We start from the raw sequence: 19,501 nt of genomic DNA, 5'->3' as shown, positions 1-19,501 counted from the left end.
GCCCCGCACCACCGGAACCTTAGTCAACCTCGCCCGGTTACCCACGCCCGGCGCGGTCGATCCACCCTCGGCCCGCTAGGCTGGCGATCCCATGTCCGAAGCCTCCGCCTCCGCCGCCGATCGCCGTGAGCTGACCGCCGCGCAGCGCAACGCCGTCGCCGAGCTGCTCCGCGTGTCCCCGGTCGCCGACGAGCTGGGTCGGCGCTTCGCCCGTGCCGGTCACGAGCTGCACCTGGTGGGCGGATCGGTGCGGGACGCGTTGCTCGGCCGGCTCGGCAACGACCTCGACTTCTGCACCGACGCCCACCCGGACGAGACCGTCAAGGTCATCCGGGGCTGGGCCGAGTCGATCTGGGAGACCGGGCGGGAGTTCGGCACCATCGCCTGCCAGCGCGACGGGCTCACCCTGGAGATCACCACCTTCCGGGCCGAGGTCTACGACCAGGTGAGCCGCAACCCGGTGGTGCAGTACGGCACCAACCTGGCCGATGACCTGAAGCGTCGCGACTTCACAGTCAACGCGATGGCGGTGAGCCTCCCGGACCACCGGTTCACCGACCCGTACGGCGGCCTGGCCGACCTCGGCGCCAAGGTCGTCCGTACCCCCGGGACGCCGCAGGAGTCGTTCCGCGACGATCCGCTGCGGATGCTGCGGGCGGCCCGGTTCGCCGCCCAGCTCCGCTTCGCCGTCCACCCCGACGTCCGGGACGCGATGACCCGGATGGCGTCCGACCTCGACCGGATCACCGCCGAGCGGATCCGGGACGAGTTCACCAAGCTGCTGTGCGGCGTCGACCCGGTGACCGGGCTGCGCATGCTTGTCGACACCGGCCTGGCCGAGCGCTTCCTGCCGGAGCTGACCGGGCTGAAGCTCACCATCGACGAGCACGCCCAGCACAAGGACGTCTACGAGCACACCCTCACGGTGGTCCTCAACGCCATGTCGATGGAGGAGGAGGGCTGCGACTTCGTGCTGCGGATGGCCGCGCTGATGCACGACGTCGGCAAGCCCGGCACCAAGGCGGTCGGCGCGGACGGCCGGGTCAGCTTCCACCACCACGAGGTGGTCGGTGCGCGGCTGACCAAGGCCCGGATGAAGGCGATGCGCTACCCCAAGGACGTCACCTCCCAGGTGGTCAAGCTGGTCGGGCTGCACCTGCGCTTCTACGGGTACGGCCGGGGCGAGTGGACCGACTCGGCGGTCCGCCGGTACGTCACCGACGCCGGTGACCTGCTGTCCCGGCTGCACAAGCTGACCCGTTCCGACTGCACCACCCGCAACCGGCGCAAGGCGGCCCAGCTCGCGGCCGACTACGACGCGTTGGAGGAGCGGATCGCCCGGATCGCCGCCGAGGAGGACCTGGCCCGGGTCCGGCCCGACCTGGACGGCAACGCGATCATGGAGCTGCTCGGCGTGCCGCCGGGCCCGGTGGTCGGCCGCGCCTGGGCGCACCTCAAGGAGCTGCGCCTGGAGCGTGGCCCGCTGGACCGGGACGAGGCCGAGGCGGAGCTGCTGCGCTGGGCCCGTGGCGAGGGCATCGTCGGCTGACCGCGCGGCGAACAGGACGCAACCCGTCCTTCGGCTGGTGGTCGTGACGTCTCCGGCGCTGTGAAACGCCCTCTTGTGAGGCATCGCGTGGAGACGTTACGGTCATCCGCGTACGTCATTACACGGGGGGCCGACGTGGCGAAGCATTCAATGCCCGACGCGTCGGTGGTCGCACTTTTGGCTCGTTGCCTGCCACCCCCCGATCGGCGTTTTCGGCACGATTGAATTGGTTCCGTTCTCGAACGGAAATTCACACGGGGAGTAATGGGTGAGAAAAGTCCTGCGGTTAGGCCTTGCTGCTGCTGTGATGAGCGCTCTGGCCGTGATACCACCGGGGCCGGTGCGCGCGGCGGAGACCATGCCGATCGTCGACACCGAAGACTATGCTTACCCGGGTGCTGCCGCCGTGCAGCAGGAGTTTGGGATCACGGTGTCACGGGGTGATGGCAACATCCGCATTGTCGCTCGCCACGCAGTGGACGACGACGAGCAGTGCCGTGCGGATCAGATTCAGGTCGAGCAACTGTTGGCCGAACCGCCCTACGGCTACTACTACTGCTTCGACGTGAAGGCCACAACGGGCTACGTGACCTTGCGGATTGGGGGCACTTTCGGTGTTCGCGCAGGTGGCCAGGCATTGGTGGCCACTGCCGCCCTGCCGGACGGGACGAACAAGGACTACGACGTCAACCCGGGGCTTGGTGTGGCCATCAACCCGGGAGATGGCAATGCACTTCCGGCCAACACGCTGCTCGAACTTCGGCTCAGCGGAGCTGGCGCACCGCCGGTGAGCGCTCCGTCGAGCTATCCCTTCGTAGCGAAGGTGAGAATACCTTCCGGTAGCTCGAACTACGGATTCCGCGAGTGCAGCGGGACCCTGGTGGATGCTTACTGGGTTTTGACCGCCTATGACTGCGTGCATTATCTTTCCACTGATCCACCGCGACCCGGCCCGCCGACGCCGACGCAGGTGATCCTCAACCGCGCCAACGTCGACGGAACAGGCGGCTTCGAGACCACTGTCAGCCAGACCGTCTCCAACGGCACCCTCCGACTGGCCCTGCTCCGGCTCGCCGCGCCAGCGACCGGCGTGGTGCCGGCGGTCCTGACCAGCCAGGCTCCGCAGGTCGGCGAGGAGTTGGTGGCGACCGGCTACGGACGAACGGCTACCGAGTGGGTCAGCCGCCAGTTGAACACCGGCGCCTACACGGTGTCGAGCATCGACACGGACACGATGATCATGAACCGGGCGTCCGACAATCCGGTCAGCACCTGCAAGGGTGACCTGGGTGGTCCGACTCTGCGCTCGACCGGTGGGACGAGCCAGGTGGTGGGCGTGCACTTCCGAAGCTGGATGAGTGGCTGCGTGGGCAGCACCGCCACGGGTTCCGACGTGACCGAAGTGCGCGTCGACACCGCTGCGGCGTGGATCCGTGGCGTCATCTCGCCGATCGCGCTGCGGGCCCGGATCAACGCGAAGTACGTGACGATGGGGGGATCCACCACCGCCCCGCTGATCGCCAACCGCACCGCGGTCGACATCTGGGAGAAGTTCGACCAGATCGATGTGGGTGGCGGCTATGTCGCGCTCTACTCCCGCCACGTCAAGCGGTACGTGTCGTCACCCGTCGCCGGCGGCACGTCACCCCTCGTCGCCAGCGCGACGACGATCGGCGCATGGGAGAAGTTCAAGGTGATCACGAACAGCGACGGCACGACCAGCCTGCTGGCCAACGCCAACGGCAACTACGTCAGCGCCGACTCGGCCGGTGCCAAGCCGCTGATCGCCAACCGGACGGCAATCGGTGCCTGGGAGGTCTTCGACCGGGTCACGTCCACCTACTGAGCGCCTCGTGAGGGCGGGATGCCGAAATCTCGGCATCCCGCCCGCACGTCTCAGTGACTCTGCTCGACCGCCGTACCGTCCACCGGCCGATCGCCGTTGCGGGAGGACCCCAGCCGGGCGAGCAGGCCGGCCAGGTCGATGCCGGTCAGGTCGCTGCCGAGCTGGAGGCCCTGGGCGACGTTGCCGGCCACCGACTTGGTCAGCGACGAGGCGCCGTCGGTGGAGATGACGGTCATCTTGTCGATCGCGCCGATCGGGGCGCTCGCCGCACCGACCACCTCGGGCAGCACCTTCACCAGCAGGTCCAGCACCGCCGCCTCGCCGTACGCGGCGAACGCCTCGGCCTTGCGGGCCATCGCGTCGGCCTCCGCCTGCCCCTTGGCCAGGATGGCCGCGGCCTCGGCCTGGCCCTCCCGCTCGACCGCCTCGGCGATCGCGGACCGCCGGCGCTGCTCCGCCTCACCTTCCTTGGCGCCCTCGATCGCGTTCGCCTCGGCCAGCGCGGCGCGGCGGGCCCGCTCACCCTCACCGGTGAGCCGGGACTGCTCGGCGATGGCCTGGGCGGCGGCGATGGTGGCCTGCCGCTCGGCGTCGGCGCGCAGCACCGCCGCGTTACGGGCCGCCTCGGCCTCCTGCTCCACCTTGTACCGCTGCGCGTCGGCCGGCTTGCGGACCTCGGTGTCGAGCTGGCGCTGCTTCAGCTCGGCGTTGCGCTCGGCCACCTTCTGCTGCTCGGAGAGGATCGCCTGGTCCCGCTCGGCCTGGGCGAGCGGCCCGGCCGCGGCCGACTTCGCCTTCGCCGCGTCGATCTCGGCCTGGATGCCGGCCTGCTTGAGCGACAGGTTCCGGTTCGCCTCGGCGATCGCCTCCTCGGCGAGCAGCCGCTCCTGCTCGGCGGCCTGCCGGGCGCGGGCCTCGGCGATGGCGGCGTCCTTGAGCACCCGGGCGGCCTCGGGCCGGCCCAGGTCGGCCAGGTAGGACCCCTCGGCCAGGATGTCCTGGAGCTGGAACGTGTCCAGCACCAGGCCCTGGTTGGTCATCGAGTGCTCGGCCTCCTCGGCCACCGCGCTGGCGAACGCGGCCCGGTCCCGGATGACCTCCTCGACGGTGAGCCGGCCGACGATCGAGCGCAGCGCGCCGGCCAGCACCTCACGGGTGAAGTTGTCGATCTCGTCCTGCTGGTGCAGGAAGCGCTGGGCGGCGGCCCGGATGGCGTCCTCGGTGCCGCCGACCTTGACGATCGCGACACCGTGCAGGTCGGCGCGGATGCCCTGCTTGCTCACCGCGCCCCGGATGCCGACGTCGATGCGCCGGCTGGACAGGTCGAGCGACTGGAGCTTCTGCACCACCGGCAGCACGAACACCGAGGCGCCGAGCACGACCTTCTGCCCGGACATGTCGGTGGACCGGATGCCGTCGGCGGTCTGGGTGGTGCGGCCCTTGCGGCCGGTGACGATGAACGCCTCGTTGGGCCCGGCCACCTTGATCCGGGAGAGCACGAAGAAGACGAGCAGGACGGCGAGGAGGACCGCGCCGCCGATGGCGACGAGCAGGGGCATGGGGGTTCCCGTCTGTGCGGAGGGATCAGTAGGTCTCGACGTGCACGCTGGTCTCGCTGAGCGCTTCGACCACGAAGATCCGGGCGCCGACCGGGATCGGCCGGTCGGACCGGGCGTTGAGTTTGACCGGCTGGCCGGCGAGGCGGACCCGGACCTCGCCGTAGCCGTCGCTGGGGATCGGGGTCACCACCAGACCGATCGCGCCGGCCAGGTGGTCCCGGGTGGGGGTCGGGTCGGTGCGCATGTCGCGGGCCGCGCGGCTCAACCGGGCCGCCAGCCAGCCGGTGGGCACGGCGGCGAGCGCGCCGCCGGCCACCGCCGCCGCGATCATGCCGGGGGTACGCGCCCCGAGCATCTCGTTGACGATCGCGCCGCCGAACCCGAACGCGCCGATGAACCCGGCGACCGCCTCCAGCGACACCGGGCCGTCGACGTCCGGGTGACCGAGGTGCAGCACTCCCGAGCCGAGCAGGGCCAGCGTCAGCACGCCGACGCCCACTCCGCCGATGATCAGGAAAATGAGCGTCCCCGTGGCCACGACCTGCACGGTATCGACCCGGTGCAACGTCCTCCACACTGAGCGGGTACTCAGTACGGCGCGATCGTCACCGCCAGGTCGACAAGTTGTTTCGGCAGCGGCTGACGGACCAGTTCCCGGCCGGTGCGGTCGGCGAGCACGAAGTCCCCGGCGCCGAACGGCCGGCGGTAGAGCAACCGGTCGCCGGTGACCCAGGCGACGTCGGCGCTGGGCAGCGGGTTCACCACCCGGCCGGTCGCGGTCTCCACCAGCAGCGGCTCCTGATGCCCCTGGACGACCACCAACGTGCCGTCCGGCGACCAGGCGTCCGGGCCGACCGGCCCGCCCGGCAGCTCGACCAGTCGGGTGGGCCGGCCGTCGTCGACCGACAGGAGTTGCACCCCCTTGGCGAGGTCCCGGGGCCACGACTCCGACTTCTGCCTGCTCAACGTCAACGCGACCGACCGGCCGTCCGGCATCCAGGTGAATTCGCACCGGTCGGCGCAGGGCCAGCCGAGCCGCCCCACCGGATGGGTCTTCTTCTTCCCGTCCAGGTCCAGCACGATGAAACCGAAGTGGTCGAGCTGGCTGGTGGTGAACAGCAGCCGCCGTCCGTCCGGGGACCAGCTCGGCGTGGAGAGCGCCCGGCCCACCTCGTACCAGCGGGTCGTTCCGGTGGCCAGATCGAACAGACCGACGTCCCGGGGACGGTCGTCGTCGCGGACCGCGACGAGGGAGCCGGTCGGCGCCGGAAAGATGCCGTCGTACTTGTCGGTGGCGAAGTAGCGCCCGCGCCCGCGGTCGAGCAGGAATCCGCTGCCGGAGCCGCCCATCACCTGGGCGCGGGTGACCACCCACTCACCGGGCAGCACCAGCGGCCGGTCCGCCCAGTTCGCGCCGGGTTCGGCCCGGAGCGCCGGCGAAGGGGAGACGGTGACCGGTGGGGTCGTGGGCGGCGGGGCGGAACGGGGACGCAACAGCACGAACGGCAGCGTCACCGCCACCACCGCGACCAGCGCGGCGGCGGTCGCGGCGACCCGTCGGCGGCGACGCAGCCGCCGGCCCCGCCCGAGCGCCCGCAGCGCCAGGTCCGGCGCGGGCGCGACGCCGTCGGCCAGATCGCGTACGGCCGTCCGGAGGGTCTCCTCCAGCGACGTGCTCATCGGGTCACCTCCGCCCGGGTGGTCAGCTCGTCGAGGGCCGGCACCAGTTGCCGCAGCCGAGCCAGTGCCTTGGCGCTCTGGCTGGCCACCGTGCCCGGCCGGCAGCCGAGCAGCGCGGCCGTCTGCTCGACGCTCAGGTCCTCCAGGTAGCGCAGCGTCAGCACCGCGCGCTGCCGGGGTGGCAGCGCGCGGAGCGCGTCCCGCAGCAGCATCCGCAGGTCACTGTCGTCCCCGACCGCCGGCCGCTCCGGCACGTCCGCCACCGGCACCTCCGCGCGCCGCGCCCGCCGCCGCCAGCCGGAGACCTGGTCGTGGTAGAGGATCCGTTTCACGTACGGCTCCGCGTCGCCGCGGATCCGGGGCCACCGGGCGTACGCCTTGGCCAGCGCGTTCTGGAGCAGGTCCTCGGCCGCGTGCTGGTTGCCGGCGAGCGCGTACGCGACCCGCAGCAGGACCGGCCCTCGTTCGTTGACGAACGCGGTGAACTCCCCGTCGACCTCCGCCACCGTCCACCTCCGTGTCTCAGACGCCCGGGGCGGGGGAAACTTTGCCCGCCGCGCGACAATGGGTGGCATGCGCTGGACCGTGCTCGACTCGCCGATCGGGGAGTTCTCCGTCGGCACCGACGCCGACGCCGTACGCGGCGCGCACTTCGGCCGGATGGCGTCGGCCTCCGACGAACCCGGCGACGACCTTGCCCGGCGGGCGGTGGCCGAGTTGCGGGCCTACTTCGCCGGCGAGCTGACCGAGTTCGGCGTGCCGGTGGCGGCGCCGCGCGGCTCGGAGTTCGAGCGCGCGGTCTGGCGGGAGATGACCCGCATCCCCTACGGCGAGACGACCACCTACGGCGAGGTGGCCCGCGCGCTCGGTGACTCGGGCGCGGCCCGGGCGGTGGGGGTGGCGTGCAACCGCAACCCGGTGCCGGTGATCGTGCCCTGTCACCGGATCGTCGGCGCGGGCGGCAAGCTGGTCGGCTTCGGCGGCGGGCTGCCGCGCAAGGTGACGCTGCTGGAGCTGGAGGCGGGCGTCGCCCTGCGCCGCGCCTGGTCCTGACCCCCACCCCACCCCACCCACCCCGCCCCACCCACCCCGCCCCTGGTGCGGTGATCATGAAGTTGGCGGCGCTCGCCGTCCGATTTGTCGCCGCCAACCTCATGATCGCTATCCCGCTCCTCGGACGCCTCTTGGGGTGATCAAGGGTTTGTGGCGGAGTTCGCGGTGACGCAAACTCCTTGATCACCCGCCCACTTCACCCGGCCGGACCACGGGGCGCGAGCGGGCACCGGCGCGTGCGAGGTGCGTACCGCTTGGATGGTCGGGATCGTGACCGGGCGGAGACCACCGGTGTTGGTGCGGGCCGCCTGGCTGGTGTTGGCGTACCACCGGCACCGCCGTTGTCGGGTGTGTCGCGTCGGGAGGAGTTGTCCGGCCGTCAAGGTGGCGCGGGCCCGGATCACGGCTTGGCGGCGGTTCGGCTCGTGAGCGTCGAGTCAGGGCCGGGGACGTGGTTCACGTGACCGGAACGGCCAGCTTCCAGTTCGTCAGCCGATCGATCATGGCGCGGGTCATCCGGGTGCGGGAGGACCTCGTTACCTATGACGGCTGGTGCTGGCTCGACGTCTACCAGCTCGACGCGAGGGGCGACGCGGTCGACCGGCGGACGATCTTCGTACGCCCGGCGGGCTTGCGGGCGACGGCCTGAACGACCACGGAGGGCCGGGTCCCGACGGACCCGGCCCTCGCGATGTGCTGAGGTCAGCGTGTCAGCGCTCGATCTCGCCCTTGATGAAGGACTCGACGGCGGCGTGCGCGTCGTGGTCGGCGTACTGCTGCGGCGGGGACTTCATGAAGTACGAGGAGGCGGAGAGGATCGGGCCACCGATCTTCCGGTCCAGCGCGATCTTCGCGGCGCGGACGGCGTCGATGATGACACCGGCCGAGTTCGGCGAGTCCCACACCTCGAGCTTCAGCTCCGCGTTGAGCGGGGTGTCGCCGAAGGAGCGGCCCTCCAGGCGGATGTACGCCCACTTGCGGTCGTCCAGCCACGGCACGTGGTCGGACGGGCCGATGTGCACGTCGCTCTTCTGCATCTCGTGCGGGATCTGGGAGGTCACCGACTGGGTCTTCGAGATCTTCTTCGAGACCAGGCGGTTGCGCTCCAGCATGTTCATGAAGTCCATGTTGCCGCCGAAGTTGAGCTGGTACGTGCGCAGCAGCTCGACCCCGCGGTCCTCGAAGAGCTTCGCCAGCGCGCGGTGCACGATGGTGGCGCCGACCTGGCTCTTGATGTCGTCACCGACGATCGGCAGGCCCGCGTCCTCGAACTTCTTGGCCCACTCCGGGTCGGAGGCGATGAAGACCGGGAGGGCGTTGACGAACGCGCACCCGGCGTCGATCGCGGCCTGGGCGTAGAACTTGTCGGCCTGCTCGGAGCCCACCGGCAGGTAGGAGACCACCACGTCGACCTGCGCGTCGCGCAGCGCCTGGGCCACGTCGACCGGCGTGGCGTCCGACTCCTCGACGATCTCGCGGTAGTACTGGCCCAGGCCGTCGAAGGTCGGGCCGCGCTGCACGCTGACGCCGGTCGGCGGCACGTCGCAGAGCTTGATCGTGTTGTTCTCGCTGGCGACGATCGCCTCCGCGAGGTCCATGCCCACCTTCTTGGCGTCCACGTCGAACGCCGCGACAAACTCCACGTCCGAGACGTGGTAGTCGCCGAAGGTGACGTGCATGAGACCCGGGACGCGGTCGTTCGGGTCGGCGTTCCGGTAGTACTCCACGCCCTGTACGAGGGACGAGGCGCAGTTACCCACACCGACGATGGCGACGCGGACGGAGCCCATAGCGTCTGCCTCCTTCTTTTTCATCACGGCCGCTCTGTCCTGGACGTTCCAGGCGTGGGCGGGCTGTCGTTGTCTCCTCGGCCGCCGACCGTCCGGGAATCCGGGGCGGTCGGGGCCCGGCCGGAGCGCTCGTTGGCGATGAGCTCCTCCAGCCAGCGGACCTCGCGCTCGCAGGCGTCGAGCCCGTGGCGCTGCAGTTCCAGGGTGTACGCGTCGAGGCGCTCGGCTGCCCGGCCGAGCACGTCACGAAGACCTTCGCGGCGCTCCTCGATCTTGCGACGGCGACCTTCCAGGATCCGGAGCCGGGTGGCCTGGTCGGTCCGGGCGAAGAACGCGAAGTGCACGCCGAAGCCCGTGTCGTCGTACGTCTCGGGTCCAGCCTGCGCTATGAGCTGGGCGAAGCGTTCCTTGCCCTCCGCGGTAATGGTGTAGACCACCCGACCGCGTCGGCTGGTCAGCGCGGGAACCTCCTCGGCGGTCGCGGGTGTCTCGGCGGCTTCGGTGATCCACCCCGCCGCCTGCAGCCGTCGCAGGGTCGGGTAGAGCGAGCCGTAGCTGATCGCCGCCCGGATGGCGCCGAGCTTGGCGGTCAACTCCTTGCGTAGCTCGTAGCCGTGCATCGGAGCCTCCTGCAGGAGGCCCAGGATGGCGAACTCGAGCACGGGCGCCATCCCTTCTTTCCCCCTGCGCGGAGGGCTTAACCGCCGCGATGTATCGGGCCGATACATCGAACGGTAGCCGAGACCGGTGGCCAGGGCAAACCTCTGGTTACGCGACGCGATCCTCACTGATCGTGACCATGGTCGCCTCGGTTCGTCGGAGCGCGTACCCTTTGCCGCATGCGTACGCAGCGCCAGGTCGTCGACTACTCGCTCCAGAAGCGAGCGGTGCTGCGTGAACTCCTCGCCGGGCGGATCGGCACGTACGACGTCTGCGACGCCTCGCCGTACCTGAAGAACGCCGCCCGTTTCCACGGCGAGCCGACCGATCACCGCTGCCCCATCTGCCGCAGCGAGAACCTCACCCACGTCCACTACATTTACGGTGACGAACTCAAGCAGTCGGCGGGTCAGGCGCGTACCCGGGCCGAGTTGCCCGTGCTGGCCATGACGCTGCGTGAGTTCCAGGTGTTCGTGGTGGAGGTCTGCCCCGGCTGTGACTGGAACCACCTCGTCGAGCAGTTCCTGCTCGGCCGGGACGGTCTCGCGGGCGAGGCGACGGATGCGACCGCGTCGGCCGCGGCCGACGGCTCCACCGCCCGGCGAAGGCGAGAGGCGCAACGGTGAACTCGGCTGTCCCGACCACTGCCGGCCCGTTACCCGGGCGGCACGCGCGACAGCCGGTAGGCGTAATTGGTCCGATTAGGTCGGATTTGACGGACACGGGCCGGCGCGGCGGGCCGGTAATCTTCCGTGTTCCAGCTCACGGCAACCCGGTGGCGGCGCCCCCGCGCCCCACCGCGACCGGCAGGGTGTGAGGAATGAACTACGGCGATTCCAGTTCTTCGCGTGGGCGGGCCCAGATCCCGGGCCCGAACGGCGACCCCGGCTCCGAGCGGAGCTCGCGCGGGAACGGTTGGTCCGGCGCCCCCGAGGGTGGCGCCTCGGCGCGTGCCTCGGTCACCCCGGGCGGTGTCGGCGGCCGGGCCCCGGTCGGCGGCGTCGCCCCGGTGCCCCGTGGGGCCTCGGGCTCGGCCTCGGTGGGCCGCGCCGGCGCGGGACGCGCCTCGGTGCCGGTCTCGCCGGCACCCGGTGTCGCCGGGCGCGCGGGCGCGGGCCGGGCGTCCGTCCCGGTATCCCCGGCCGGACCGGCCGGGCGTGCCTCGGTCGGCGCGGCGAGCGTGGGCGGCGCCGGGCGGGCGAGCGTCGGCGCGGCACCCGTCGGTGGCCGTGCCGCGGTGGCCCGGGCCGGGGTGCCCGGCTTCAGCGGCGGACCCGGCGGTCCGGGTGGCCCGGGTGGTCCGACCGGCCCCGGTCGCGCCGGCCGCGGTGGGGATCCGGGCCGGGCGAAGAAGCGGCGCCGGCTCAACATGCTGATCGCCGGCTTCGCCGTGTTCATCATGCTCGCCGGCATCGGCGTGGTCAGCTTCACCTGGTACTCCACCAAGGTGGTGCTCCCGGAGGACACCATCCCGCCGCTGTCGACCACCATCTACGACTCCACCGGCAAGACCCCCATCGCCCGGATCGGCGACCAGAACCGGCAGTTGGTCACCATCGACCAGATCCCGGAGCACGTCCAGCACGCGGTCGCGGCGGCGGAGGACCGCAACTTCTACCGTCACTCCGGCGTGGACTACAAGGGCATCGCGCGGGCCGCCTGGAACAACATCAGCGGCGGCGACAAGCAGGGCGCCTCGACGATCACCCAGCAGTACGCCCGCAACGCGTTCGACAACCTCAACCAGGACACGTACGGCCGCAAGGTGAAGGAGGCGGTCCTCGCCTCCAAGCTGAACGACCGCTACGACAAGCGGACGATCATGCAGCACTACCTGAACGTCATCTACTTCGGCCGGGGCGCGTACGGCATCCAGTCGGCGGCGCGGACGTACTTCGGCAAGGACGTCAACAAGCTGACCGTGGCCGAGGCGGCGGTGCTGGCCGCGCTGATCAAGCAGCCCGAGCCGAGTTCCACGCACCAGGGCTACGACCCGGCGATCAACCCGCAGGCCGCGCTGGACCGGTGGAACTACGTCGTCAACGGCATGATCACCGAGAAGTGGCTGGACGCGCCGAACATGCCGCAGCACCCCACCGAGTACCCGAAGAACATTCTCAAGCCGACGAAGAACAGCGCCGGCGGCTTCGGCATCGACACGCCGTACGGCAACGTCGTCAACTACGTCTCGCAGGAACTGCGCGAGATGAACCTCTGCACCGACAACGAGGCCGAGGCGACCGACGCGAAGCCGCTCTGCTCGAAGGCGCTGAGCCGTGGTGGTTACAAGATCACCACGACCATCAACGCCAAGATGCAGGAGGCGGCGCTCGACGCCGCCCAGCGGGCCAAGAAGGGCTCCGCGCTCGCCGGGCAGCCGTCGAACCTGATGGCCGCCATGGTGTCCGTCGAACCGAAGACCGGCCGGGTGCTCGCCTACTACGGCGGTGACAACGGCACCGGCACCGACTACGCCGGCAAGAACGTCGAGAACGGCGTGGTCAGCGGCGGCCACTCGCCGGGTTCGAGTTTCAAGATCTACACGCTGGCGGCGGCGCTGAAGGAGGGCATCTCCATCAAGTCCCGCTGGAAGGGCTCCGCGTTCACGCCGAAGGACACGAAGTTCAAGGTCAGCAACGCCGGCGCCGACAAGGTCGCCTGTGGCGACTCCTGCACGCTGGAGCTGTCCACGCTCAAGTCGCTGAACGTGCCGTTCTACTACATCACCGAGAAGATCGGCCCGGACAAGGTCCTCGACATGGCCAAGCAGGCCGGCGTCACCACCATGTGGCAGACCGACACCAACCCGGCCAAGCCGCACGACCTGACCAAGGCCGACCCGAAGGACCTCGCGCCGAATCCGTTCTTCCACGTGATCGGGTACGGCCAGTACCCGATCACGGTGCTCGACCACGCCAACGGCGTGGCCACCTTCGCCAACGAGGGCGTCTACAACAAGGCGCACTTCATCCGGAAGGTCGAGAAGCAGAACCCGAGCACCGGCAAGTGGGACATGGTCGGCGGCGAGAAGCTCAAGCCGCAGCGACGGATCGACAAGGACATCGTCGCCGACGTCACCTCCGTGCTCGAGCAGTACCCGGGCCAGGTGAACCGCCGGCTCGACGACGGCCGCAAGGCCGCCGAGAAGACCGGCACCTGGGAACTCGGCGACGGCAGCACCCGCAACGGCGACGCCTGGATGATCGGCTACACGCCGCAGCTCGCCACCGCCGTCTGGGTCGGCAACAAGGGCGCCCGCAAGGCGATCAAGTACAAGGGCGGCGCGGACATCAGCGGCGCCAAGATGCCCGGCGAGATCTTCCAGCGCTTCATGAACGACGCGCTCAAGGGCAAGGACAAGGAAGACTTCCCGCCGGCCGCGAACGTCGGCAAGGACGACACCGGCAACGGCGAGATGCCCGCACCCCCGCCGCCGGCCCCGAACGAGCCCGGAGGGCCGGCCTGTGACCCGCTCGGCCTGTTCTGCCCCGGCGGCAACAACCCCGGCGGTGGCAACCCGGGCGGCGGCGGTAACCCCGGCGGCGGCGACCAGGGCGGCGGCAACCCCGGCGGCGGCAACCCCGGCGGCGGCCTCCCCGGCGGCGGCGGACGAGGCGGCGGAGTGCTGCCCAGCACCCCACCCACCCGCCAGACCAACTGACGCGTACCACCCGACGGCGGCGGCCGGACCGAGCGGTCCGGCCGCCGCCGCGTTTCGCGTACCGGAATTTCTGCGCGCGCGGCGGGACGGACGGCCCCGACGTACGGCAGGATGCCTCTCCATGAGCACCCAGTCGACCGCAGGCATCGATGAACCCGGCACGTCCGGGGAGCAGACGCCCCGGCCCGGAGCGACCGAGGACCACCCGTCCCGCTCGGACTGGTTCGTCCGGGGCACGTCCGGCCTGATCGGCGGACCGCTCGGTGACCACGCCGCCGCCCTCGACCGGCCGGCCGGCCGCGACAGCCGGTTCTGGAGCGCGGCGCGGATCGTGCTGGCCCTGATCTGCCTCACGCTCGCGCTGCACTGGGTGCAGAAGTCCCCCTGCCAGGACGGCGCCTGGCAGAACAACGTCCAGTACACCCGGATGTGCTACACCGACGTGCTGGCGCTCTACTACGCCGAGGGCCTCAACGAGGGCAAGGTGCCCTACGCCGACCACCCGGTGGAGTACCCGGTGCTGACCGGCTACTTCATGGGCGCGCTCGGCCTCCCGGTGCACGCCCTCGGCGTGGACAATCCCGGCCTCAACCAGGGGCAGTGGTTCTACAACCTCAACGCGCTGGTGCTCGGCGCGCTCGCGGTCGCCACCGTCGCGGTCATCCTCAGCCTGCGCCGACGACGACCCTGGGACGCGGCGCTGTTCGCCCTCTCGCCGGCGCTGGTGCTCACCGCCACCGTCAACTGGGACCTGCTCGCCGTCGGTCTCGCCGCGTTCGGGCTGCTGGCCTGGGCTCGCACCCGACCCGACCGGCTCGGCATGGTGATGCCCGGGCTGGCGGGCCTGCTGATCGGCCTCGGCGGCGCGGCGAAGATGTGGCCGCTGTTTCTGCTCGGCCCGATCCTCGTCCTCACGCTGCGCGCCGGCCGGCTGCTCGCCGGGCTCGTCGCCACCGGCGCCGCGCTGGTGGCGCTGGTCGCCGCCAACCTCCCGGTGGCGATCCCGTACCCGGAGAGCTGGGGCCGGTTCTTCGACCTGAACACCACCCGTCCCATCGACTGGGGCACGCTCTGGTACATCGGCCGCTACCTGGACGGCCGGATCAGTCCGTCCGCGCCCGGCGAACTCGGCCCGTTCGAATGGCTCAACGCGAACATCCCCACCCTCAACTGGGTGTCGTACCTGCTGTTCGGGCTGGCCTGCCTCGGCGTGGCCGCGCTCGCGCTGCTCGCCCCGCGCCGGCCCCGCCTCGCGTCCGTCGCGTTCCTGGTGGTCGCCGCCTTCCTGATCTTCAGCAAGGTCTGGTCGCAGCAGTTCGTGCTCTGGCTGCTGCCGCTCGCGGTGCTCGCCCGGCCCCGGTGGGGCGCGTTCCTGGCCTGGCAGTTCGCCGAGGTCTGCTACTTCGTCGCGTTCTACGGCGAACTGCTCGGCACCGCCACCTCCCGGCCGGTCTTCCCGGAGGGCGTGTTCGTGCTGGCCTCCAGCCTGCGACTGATCACCGTGGCGGTGCTCTGCGGCTTCATCGTCCGGGACATCCTGCGACCCGATCAGGACGCGGTGCGCCAGACCTACGCCGACGACCCCGACGGCGGAGTGCTCGACGGCGCGCCGGACGCGCCCTGGCACCAGCGCTGGCGCGCCCGCTCCGGCGCCACCGACCACCCCGTCGAACCTGTGCCCGCCTGAGACCCGGCGGCTCGACGGTCGCGCTTCGGGTCGGGCACCACACCGGCCCCCGCCACTCGTCCGCGTGGGTCTACGGGATGCGGGGCGCGCTGGCGTTCGGCCTCGCGGCCGGTGCGCGACCGCCCCGCGGGCCCGTGAGACCAGCGGCAGCCTCTGGCGGCTTCCCTGACTGACCGCTGGAGACGATCACGCACTCCGTCGTCACCAGCGCCATGACCCCGACCATCGCGACCCACCAGGGCCGGGAGTCGGTCTCCCGGACCGACTCGTCGTGGCGATCGGCTAGGCTCGATCGATGCGCCTACTTGCCGACATCCCCTGGCAATGGTGGATCCTCTCGGCATTGCTGGGGGTTGTCTGGCTACTGCTGTGGTTGACTTCTGTCCGCAGCCGGCTCCGGATGTGGTTCGCCGGTCTGGCCCCCCTGGCCTGTGTGGCGATCTTCGTGGTTGGCCTGGTGATCATGTTTTCGGGCGACGGCTCAGCGGGAAACTCGTGCGGTGACTCGGGGCCTTGCAGGAGCGGCGGCGCGCACTGGGCGCAGAGCCTCGCCTCCATCTCCGACGTCGGGGTGGCGATCGCCGCGAACGCGGTGCTCGCGGGTGCCATCGCACTGCTCCTGCTGGTCATCACGGTGGCGGTGGACCTTCCCCGGAGGCGGTCACTCGTTCACAGGCGGTAGACGACCGCGTCGCCGACCTGCTCCCGGGTCACGCCCAGCCCTTCGACCGGCCGGTCGAGCATCCCCTCCCAGGGGGTGCCGCCCAACTGGTCCCGGAGCACCACCACGTTCCGGACGCCGATCTGCCGCAGGTAGTCGACGCTGGCGTAGTCGGGGAAGCTGACCGTGGCCTCGCGGGTCCGGGCCTGGGACGCCGGGGTGAAGCCGCTGCCGCCGTTGACCATCTGCTGGAACCGGTCCGTCGACCAGAGCATCACCGGCTGGTCCAGGTTCTGGCTGCTGGGCAGCACCAGCAACGGCCCGTCGACGGCCCGCATCACCGCCGGCTGCTGCGGCACCACCGGATGCGGGGTGACGTTCAACCCCTCGGCGAGCACCAGCGCCAGCGGCAGCAGCGTGGCCAGCCGCAGCCACGGGCCGGGCCACGGCGGCACCCGTTCGGCGGCGAGCTCCCGCACCCGGGCGCAGAACGCGGTGACCGCGCCGGCCGCGAGCAGGCCGAGCAGCAGCGTGGCCCAGAGCATCATCCGACCCGGCGTACGCAGCCCGTTCCAGCCCGGCAGGTAGTCGAAGAGCGGCACGTAGGTGAACCGGCCGTCGAGGAACCGGGTGCCCATCGCCAACGCCATCGTCACCAGCACGCCGGCGAGCAGGAAGAGCCGGTGGCGGACCCGCCAGACCGAGAAGAACAACCCACCGGCGGCCAGCGCGTAGAGCGCGAAACCCGGCAGCAGCGTCATCTCCGGAGGCCAGGGCAGTGCCGCCCGCGCCCCCTCGTGCAGCTCGCCCCAGACCCGGGACTCACCCGGCGCGGTGAACAGGCCACTGGCCGGCGGCGAGTAGAGCTGGATCTCGGCGAGTGTGCGGGCCGCGTTGGGGTGCAGCTCGGCGACCTTGAAGAAGGGAATCGCCAGCAGGCCACCCACCGCGGCGAACACCAGCCCGCCGAACAGGTCGGCCAGGAACAGCCGGCGGCCGAACGGGCGCTTCACCCGCCGACGCCTGACGAACCACAGCACCGCCGAGACCAGCACCACCCCGGCCAGCAGGTACGCGAACGGCAGCCCGATGCCGAAGCCGAGACTGAGCTGCCAGGCGGCCACCAGCCAACCGGCGAGCGCCCAGCCCGCGTGCCGGCGGCGCGGGCGGTAGCCGTACCGCAGCGACCAGCCGTGACCGCGGGCGAGCATGGCCAGCGCCAACGGGATGCCACCGTTGGAGATGATGTGCAGGTGCCCGGCCTGGGCCAGCAGCCACGGCGCGTACGCGAAGCCCGCCCCGGCCACCGCGCCGCCGATCCGGCCCGCGCCGAGCTGCCGGGCCAGCGCGTACGCCCCGAACGCGGCGAGCGCGTGGGCCAGCACGAACATGATGTTGTAGCGCAGCACGGCGTGCTCCGGACCGACGCCGAGCAGGCCGGCCGGCGCGTACCCGAGCAGCGTGTCGGAGAACGCGAAGCTCCAGTTCTCCGGGAAGAACGTGTTGGAGTGCCAGAGCATCGCCGGGTCGGTACGCAGGATGTGGCCGGACCACGCCATCTGCCACGCCTGGAGGCTCGGGTCCCAGTGGTCCTGCGGCAGGGTGTAGCGCGGATAGCGCAACGTGGGCCAGGTCATCGCCGCGGCCAGGGCCAGCGCGGCGACGGCGGCGAGCGTCCACTCGTGCACCAGGAACCGGCCCACCGCGCGGACCGTCCGGCGGGCCCGGCCGAGCACCGGCTCGGGCGCCGGCCCGAACGCGGTCCAGGGATCCGCCGGCTCCGCACCGTCCGTACCGGCGGTCTGGTCCGTGTTCGAGGTCTTGTTCGTGCCGGCGCTGCCGGTCGGGTCCGTGTCGGTGGTCTTGTTCGTGCCGGTGGTCCGGTCCGACCCCGGGTCGCCGGTCTGGTCCGGCCCGGTGGTCTGGTCCGGGCCGGTGGCGCCGCGCCCGTTCTTGCCGGCGTCGGCGGTCTTGCGCCTGCCGTCGCGCCCGCTCCGGCCGGACCTGCGCCGGCTCTTGCCGCCGTCGCCGTCGCCGTCGCCGTCGCCGGCGCTGTCCCTGTCCTTGCCGGCGCCGGCGCTGCCCTTGCCGTCGCCGTCGCCGTCCGCCGCGTCGGCGGATGCGTCGCTGTCGGCCCGGGACCCGCTCGTGCCGGCCGCCGCGCTCGTGCTCTCCACCTCGCCGGTGGCTCGGTCCGGTGCGGGCTCAGCCCCGTCGGCCGGGGAGCCCTCCGGGGCCGGTCGCGGGTCGGTGCCGGAACGACCGGTCGCGCCGGACTGCTCCGTGGTCATGCCGTGGCGCCCAACTGGGCGCGCAGGAACGCGATGTCGGCGGCCTGCCCCTCGACGCCGCCCGGGGTCTCGACGATCACCGGTGCTCCGGCCGCCCGGATCACCGCCACCAGCAGCTCCGGCTCGATGGTGCCGCCGGTGAGGTTGTCGTGGCGGTCCTGGCCGGAGTTGAAGGCGCCCTTCGAGTTGTTCGCGTGGATCAGGTCGATCCGGCCGGTGATCGCCTTGACCCGGTCGACCAGACCCAGCAGCTCCTCGCCGCCGGCGTGGGCGTGACAGGTGTCGAGGCAGAAGCCGACCTCGTGGTCGCCGAGCGCGTCCCAGAGCCGCGCCAGCGCGTCCAGGTGCCGGGCGCAGGCGTTGTCACCGCCGGCGGTGTTCTCGATCAGCACCGGCAGCGGGAAGCCGCCGGAGTCCGCCGCGTACGCGAAGGTCTTGCGCCAGTTGTCGAAGCCGGCGGCGAGGTCGCCCCCGGCGTTGACGTGGCCGCCGTGCACGATCAGCCCGCGGGCCCCGACGGCCGCCGCGGCGGTGGCGTGGGCGAGCAGCAGCTTGCGGCTCGGGATGCGGATCCGGTTGTTGAGCGTGGCCACGTTGATCACGTAGGGCGCGTGGACGTAGAGGTCGACGTCGGCGGCGCGCAGGCGCTCGGCGTCCTCCCGCGGCTTCGGTGCCTTCCAACCCTGCGGGTCGGCGAGGAAGAACTGCACCGCCTCGGCCTCCCGGGTGGCCGCCTCAGCCAGTGGGTCGGTCGCGTCGACGTGGGCTCCGATTCGCATGCAGGGCAGCCTACGTCGCGCCTACGACGCGTGGTGCGCACGCGCGCGGGTTCCGACGGGCGGACGCGTCACCGCCCGGCCCGGCGGTCGTTGTCCGAGGTGGGATCGATGGTCGACGCTCCGCCCGACGTGGTCCACAGCACGGACGGTGAGCGCCGGCCTCCGGCGACGGATCGCCTCGCCGTGCGGCCCGGCACGACGGGGCGGGTCCACTCGCCACCCACACGGCAACCGGTCAGATGGATTAATTCCAGCATTTACCCCAAGTGGTGACGACAGCCGCTG

Annotated in this window: 16 protein-coding genes; 8 read left to right on the top strand and 8 right to left on the bottom strand. The window is 71.4% G+C overall.

Annotated elements, in window-relative coordinates; genetic code table 11:
* Positions 1-91 precede the first annotated feature (91 nt).
* Complete coding sequence (locus ACLQ2W_RS01970; protein WP_425785001.1) at positions 92-1,549, top strand: CCA tRNA nucleotidyltransferase; 1,458 nt, start codon at positions 92-94, stop codon at positions 1,547-1,549.
* Positions 1,550-1,817: 268 nt separating this feature from the next.
* Positions 1,818-3,395, top strand: a complete 1,578-nt coding sequence (locus ACLQ2W_RS01965; RefSeq protein WP_425785000.1) for a trypsin-like serine protease — start codon at positions 1,818-1,820, stop codon at positions 3,393-3,395.
* Between the two features lie 50 nt (positions 3,396-3,445).
* Here ACLQ2W_RS01965 and ACLQ2W_RS01960 read toward each other — a convergent pair whose 3' ends face one another.
* The 4 genes from ACLQ2W_RS01960 to ACLQ2W_RS01945 are packed head-to-tail and all read right to left on the bottom strand — an operon-like array spanning position 3,446 to position 7,140.
* Positions 3,446-4,954, bottom strand: a complete 1,509-nt coding sequence (locus ACLQ2W_RS01960; RefSeq protein ID WP_281933949.1) for a flotillin family protein — start codon at positions 4,952-4,954, stop codon at positions 3,446-3,448.
* A 25-nt stretch (positions 4,955-4,979) separates the two neighbouring features.
* Complete coding sequence (locus tag ACLQ2W_RS01955) at positions 4,980-5,501, bottom strand: NfeD family protein (RefSeq protein ID WP_281933951.1); 522 nt, start codon at positions 5,499-5,501, stop codon at positions 4,980-4,982.
* Between the two features lie 41 nt (positions 5,502-5,542).
* Positions 5,543-6,634 carry a TolB family protein gene (locus ACLQ2W_RS01950; protein WP_425784999.1) on the bottom strand — a complete coding sequence of 364 codons (1,092 nt, stop codon included), beginning with the start codon at positions 6,632-6,634 and terminating at the stop codon, positions 5,543-5,545.
* Entirely contained in the window at positions 6,631-7,140 is a 510-nt protein-coding gene (locus tag ACLQ2W_RS01945; RefSeq protein WP_107162006.1) for a SigE family RNA polymerase sigma factor, read from the bottom strand. Before ACLQ2W_RS01945 ends, ACLQ2W_RS01950 begins: the two co-directional genes overlap by 4 nt.
* A gap of 67 nt (positions 7,141-7,207) precedes the next feature.
* Between ACLQ2W_RS01945 and ACLQ2W_RS01940 the strand changes: the two genes are divergently transcribed.
* Both ACLQ2W_RS01940 and ACLQ2W_RS01935 read left to right on the top strand, forming a co-directional pair.
* The gene (locus ACLQ2W_RS01940) at positions 7,208-7,687 is read left to right on the top strand and encodes a methylated-DNA--[protein]-cysteine S-methyltransferase (protein ID WP_425784998.1); all 480 of its coding nucleotides are present in this window, start codon (positions 7,208-7,210) and stop codon (positions 7,685-7,687) included.
* Between the two features lie 460 nt (positions 7,688-8,147).
* Positions 8,148-8,336 carry a hypothetical protein gene (locus tag ACLQ2W_RS01935; RefSeq protein WP_425784997.1) on the top strand — a complete coding sequence of 63 codons (189 nt, stop codon included), beginning with the start codon at positions 8,148-8,150 and terminating at the stop codon, positions 8,334-8,336.
* Between the two features lie 61 nt (positions 8,337-8,397).
* Here the strand turns inward: ACLQ2W_RS01935 and ACLQ2W_RS01930 are convergent, their stop codons facing one another.
* Both ACLQ2W_RS01930 and ACLQ2W_RS01925 read right to left on the bottom strand, forming a co-directional pair.
* Positions 8,398-9,477: an inositol-3-phosphate synthase gene (locus tag ACLQ2W_RS01930; protein ID WP_107162010.1), complete on the bottom strand. Its 1,080-nt coding sequence runs from the start codon at positions 9,475-9,477 to the stop codon at positions 8,398-8,400.
* Positions 9,478-9,500: 23 nt separating this feature from the next.
* Positions 9,501-10,139 (bottom strand): PadR family transcriptional regulator, encoded by a 639-nt coding sequence (locus ACLQ2W_RS01925; protein WP_107162022.1) that lies wholly within the window; start codon positions 10,137-10,139, stop codon positions 9,501-9,503.
* 177 nt (positions 10,140-10,316) lie between these two features.
* Here ACLQ2W_RS01925 and ACLQ2W_RS01920 point away from each other — a divergent pair, with 177 nt between their 5' ends.
* From ACLQ2W_RS01920 to ACLQ2W_RS01905, 4 genes are all read left to right on the top strand, one after another.
* On the top strand, positions 10,317-10,763 hold the full coding sequence (locus tag ACLQ2W_RS01920; RefSeq protein WP_107162012.1) for a DUF5318 domain-containing protein: 447 nt from the start codon (positions 10,317-10,319) through the stop codon (positions 10,761-10,763).
* Between the two features lie 194 nt (positions 10,764-10,957).
* Complete coding sequence (locus ACLQ2W_RS01915) at positions 10,958-13,798, top strand: transglycosylase domain-containing protein (protein WP_425784996.1); 2,841 nt, start codon at positions 10,958-10,960, stop codon at positions 13,796-13,798.
* A 121-nt stretch (positions 13,799-13,919) separates the two neighbouring features.
* On the top strand, positions 13,920-15,485 hold the full coding sequence (locus tag ACLQ2W_RS01910; RefSeq protein ID WP_425784995.1) for a glycosyltransferase family 87 protein: 1,566 nt from the start codon (positions 13,920-13,922) through the stop codon (positions 15,483-15,485).
* Positions 15,486-15,780: 295 nt separating this feature from the next.
* Positions 15,781-16,167 carry a hypothetical protein gene (locus ACLQ2W_RS01905; protein WP_425784994.1) on the top strand — a complete coding sequence of 129 codons (387 nt, stop codon included), beginning with the start codon at positions 15,781-15,783 and terminating at the stop codon, positions 16,165-16,167.
* On the opposite strand, the gene ACLQ2W_RS01900 is transcribed toward ACLQ2W_RS01905, so the two are convergent.
* Together ACLQ2W_RS01900 and ACLQ2W_RS01895 are read right to left on the bottom strand one after the other, a co-directional pair.
* Positions 16,155-18,437, bottom strand: a complete 2,283-nt coding sequence (locus tag ACLQ2W_RS01900; protein ID WP_425784993.1) for a hypothetical protein — start codon at positions 18,435-18,437, stop codon at positions 16,155-16,157. The two genes, ACLQ2W_RS01905 and ACLQ2W_RS01900, sit on opposite strands and share 13 nt — an antisense overlap.
* A complete protein-coding gene (locus ACLQ2W_RS01895) occupies positions 18,434-19,216 on the bottom strand; it encodes a deoxyribonuclease IV (RefSeq protein ID WP_281933967.1) in 783 nt (260 codons plus the stop codon). Before ACLQ2W_RS01895 ends, ACLQ2W_RS01900 begins: the two co-directional genes overlap by 4 nt.
* Positions 19,217-19,501 lie beyond the last annotated feature (285 nt).

It is taken from the genome of Micromonospora sp. DT227 (assembly GCF_049841835.1).
Taxonomy (GTDB): Bacteria; Actinomycetota; Actinomycetes; order Mycobacteriales; family Micromonosporaceae; genus Micromonospora.
This window is presented reverse-complemented; position numbering and strand designations above follow the sequence as displayed.

Coding starts and splice junctions, on each gene's coding strand:
- ACLQ2W_RS01920 (WP_107162012.1), top strand. CDS start 10,317: ATGCGTACGCAGCGCCAGGTCGTCGACTACTCGCTCCAGAAGCGAGCG.
- ACLQ2W_RS01970 (WP_425785001.1), top strand. CDS start 92: ATGTCCGAAGCCTCCGCCTCCGCCGCCGATCGCCGTGAGCTGACCGCC.
- ACLQ2W_RS01915 (WP_425784996.1), top strand. CDS start 10,958: ATGAACTACGGCGATTCCAGTTCTTCGCGTGGGCGGGCCCAGATCCCG.
- ACLQ2W_RS01960 (WP_281933949.1), bottom strand. CDS start 4,954: ATGCCCCTGCTCGTCGCCATCGGCGGCGCGGTCCTCCTCGCCGTCCTG.
- ACLQ2W_RS01940 (WP_425784998.1), top strand. CDS start 7,208: ATGCGCTGGACCGTGCTCGACTCGCCGATCGGGGAGTTCTCCGTCGGC.
- ACLQ2W_RS01950 (WP_425784999.1), bottom strand. CDS start 6,634: ATGAGCACGTCGCTGGAGGAGACCCTCCGGACGGCCGTACGCGATCTG.
- ACLQ2W_RS01900 (WP_425784993.1), bottom strand. CDS start 18,437: ATGACCACGGAGCAGTCCGGCGCGACCGGTCGTTCCGGCACCGACCCG.
- ACLQ2W_RS01930 (WP_107162010.1), bottom strand. CDS start 9,477: ATGGGCTCCGTCCGCGTCGCCATCGTCGGTGTGGGTAACTGCGCCTCG.
- ACLQ2W_RS01895 (WP_281933967.1), bottom strand. CDS start 19,216: ATGCGAATCGGAGCCCACGTCGACGCGACCGACCCACTGGCTGAGGCG.
- ACLQ2W_RS01910 (WP_425784995.1), top strand. CDS start 13,920: ATGAGCACCCAGTCGACCGCAGGCATCGATGAACCCGGCACGTCCGGG.
- ACLQ2W_RS01905 (WP_425784994.1), top strand. CDS start 15,781: ATGCGCCTACTTGCCGACATCCCCTGGCAATGGTGGATCCTCTCGGCA.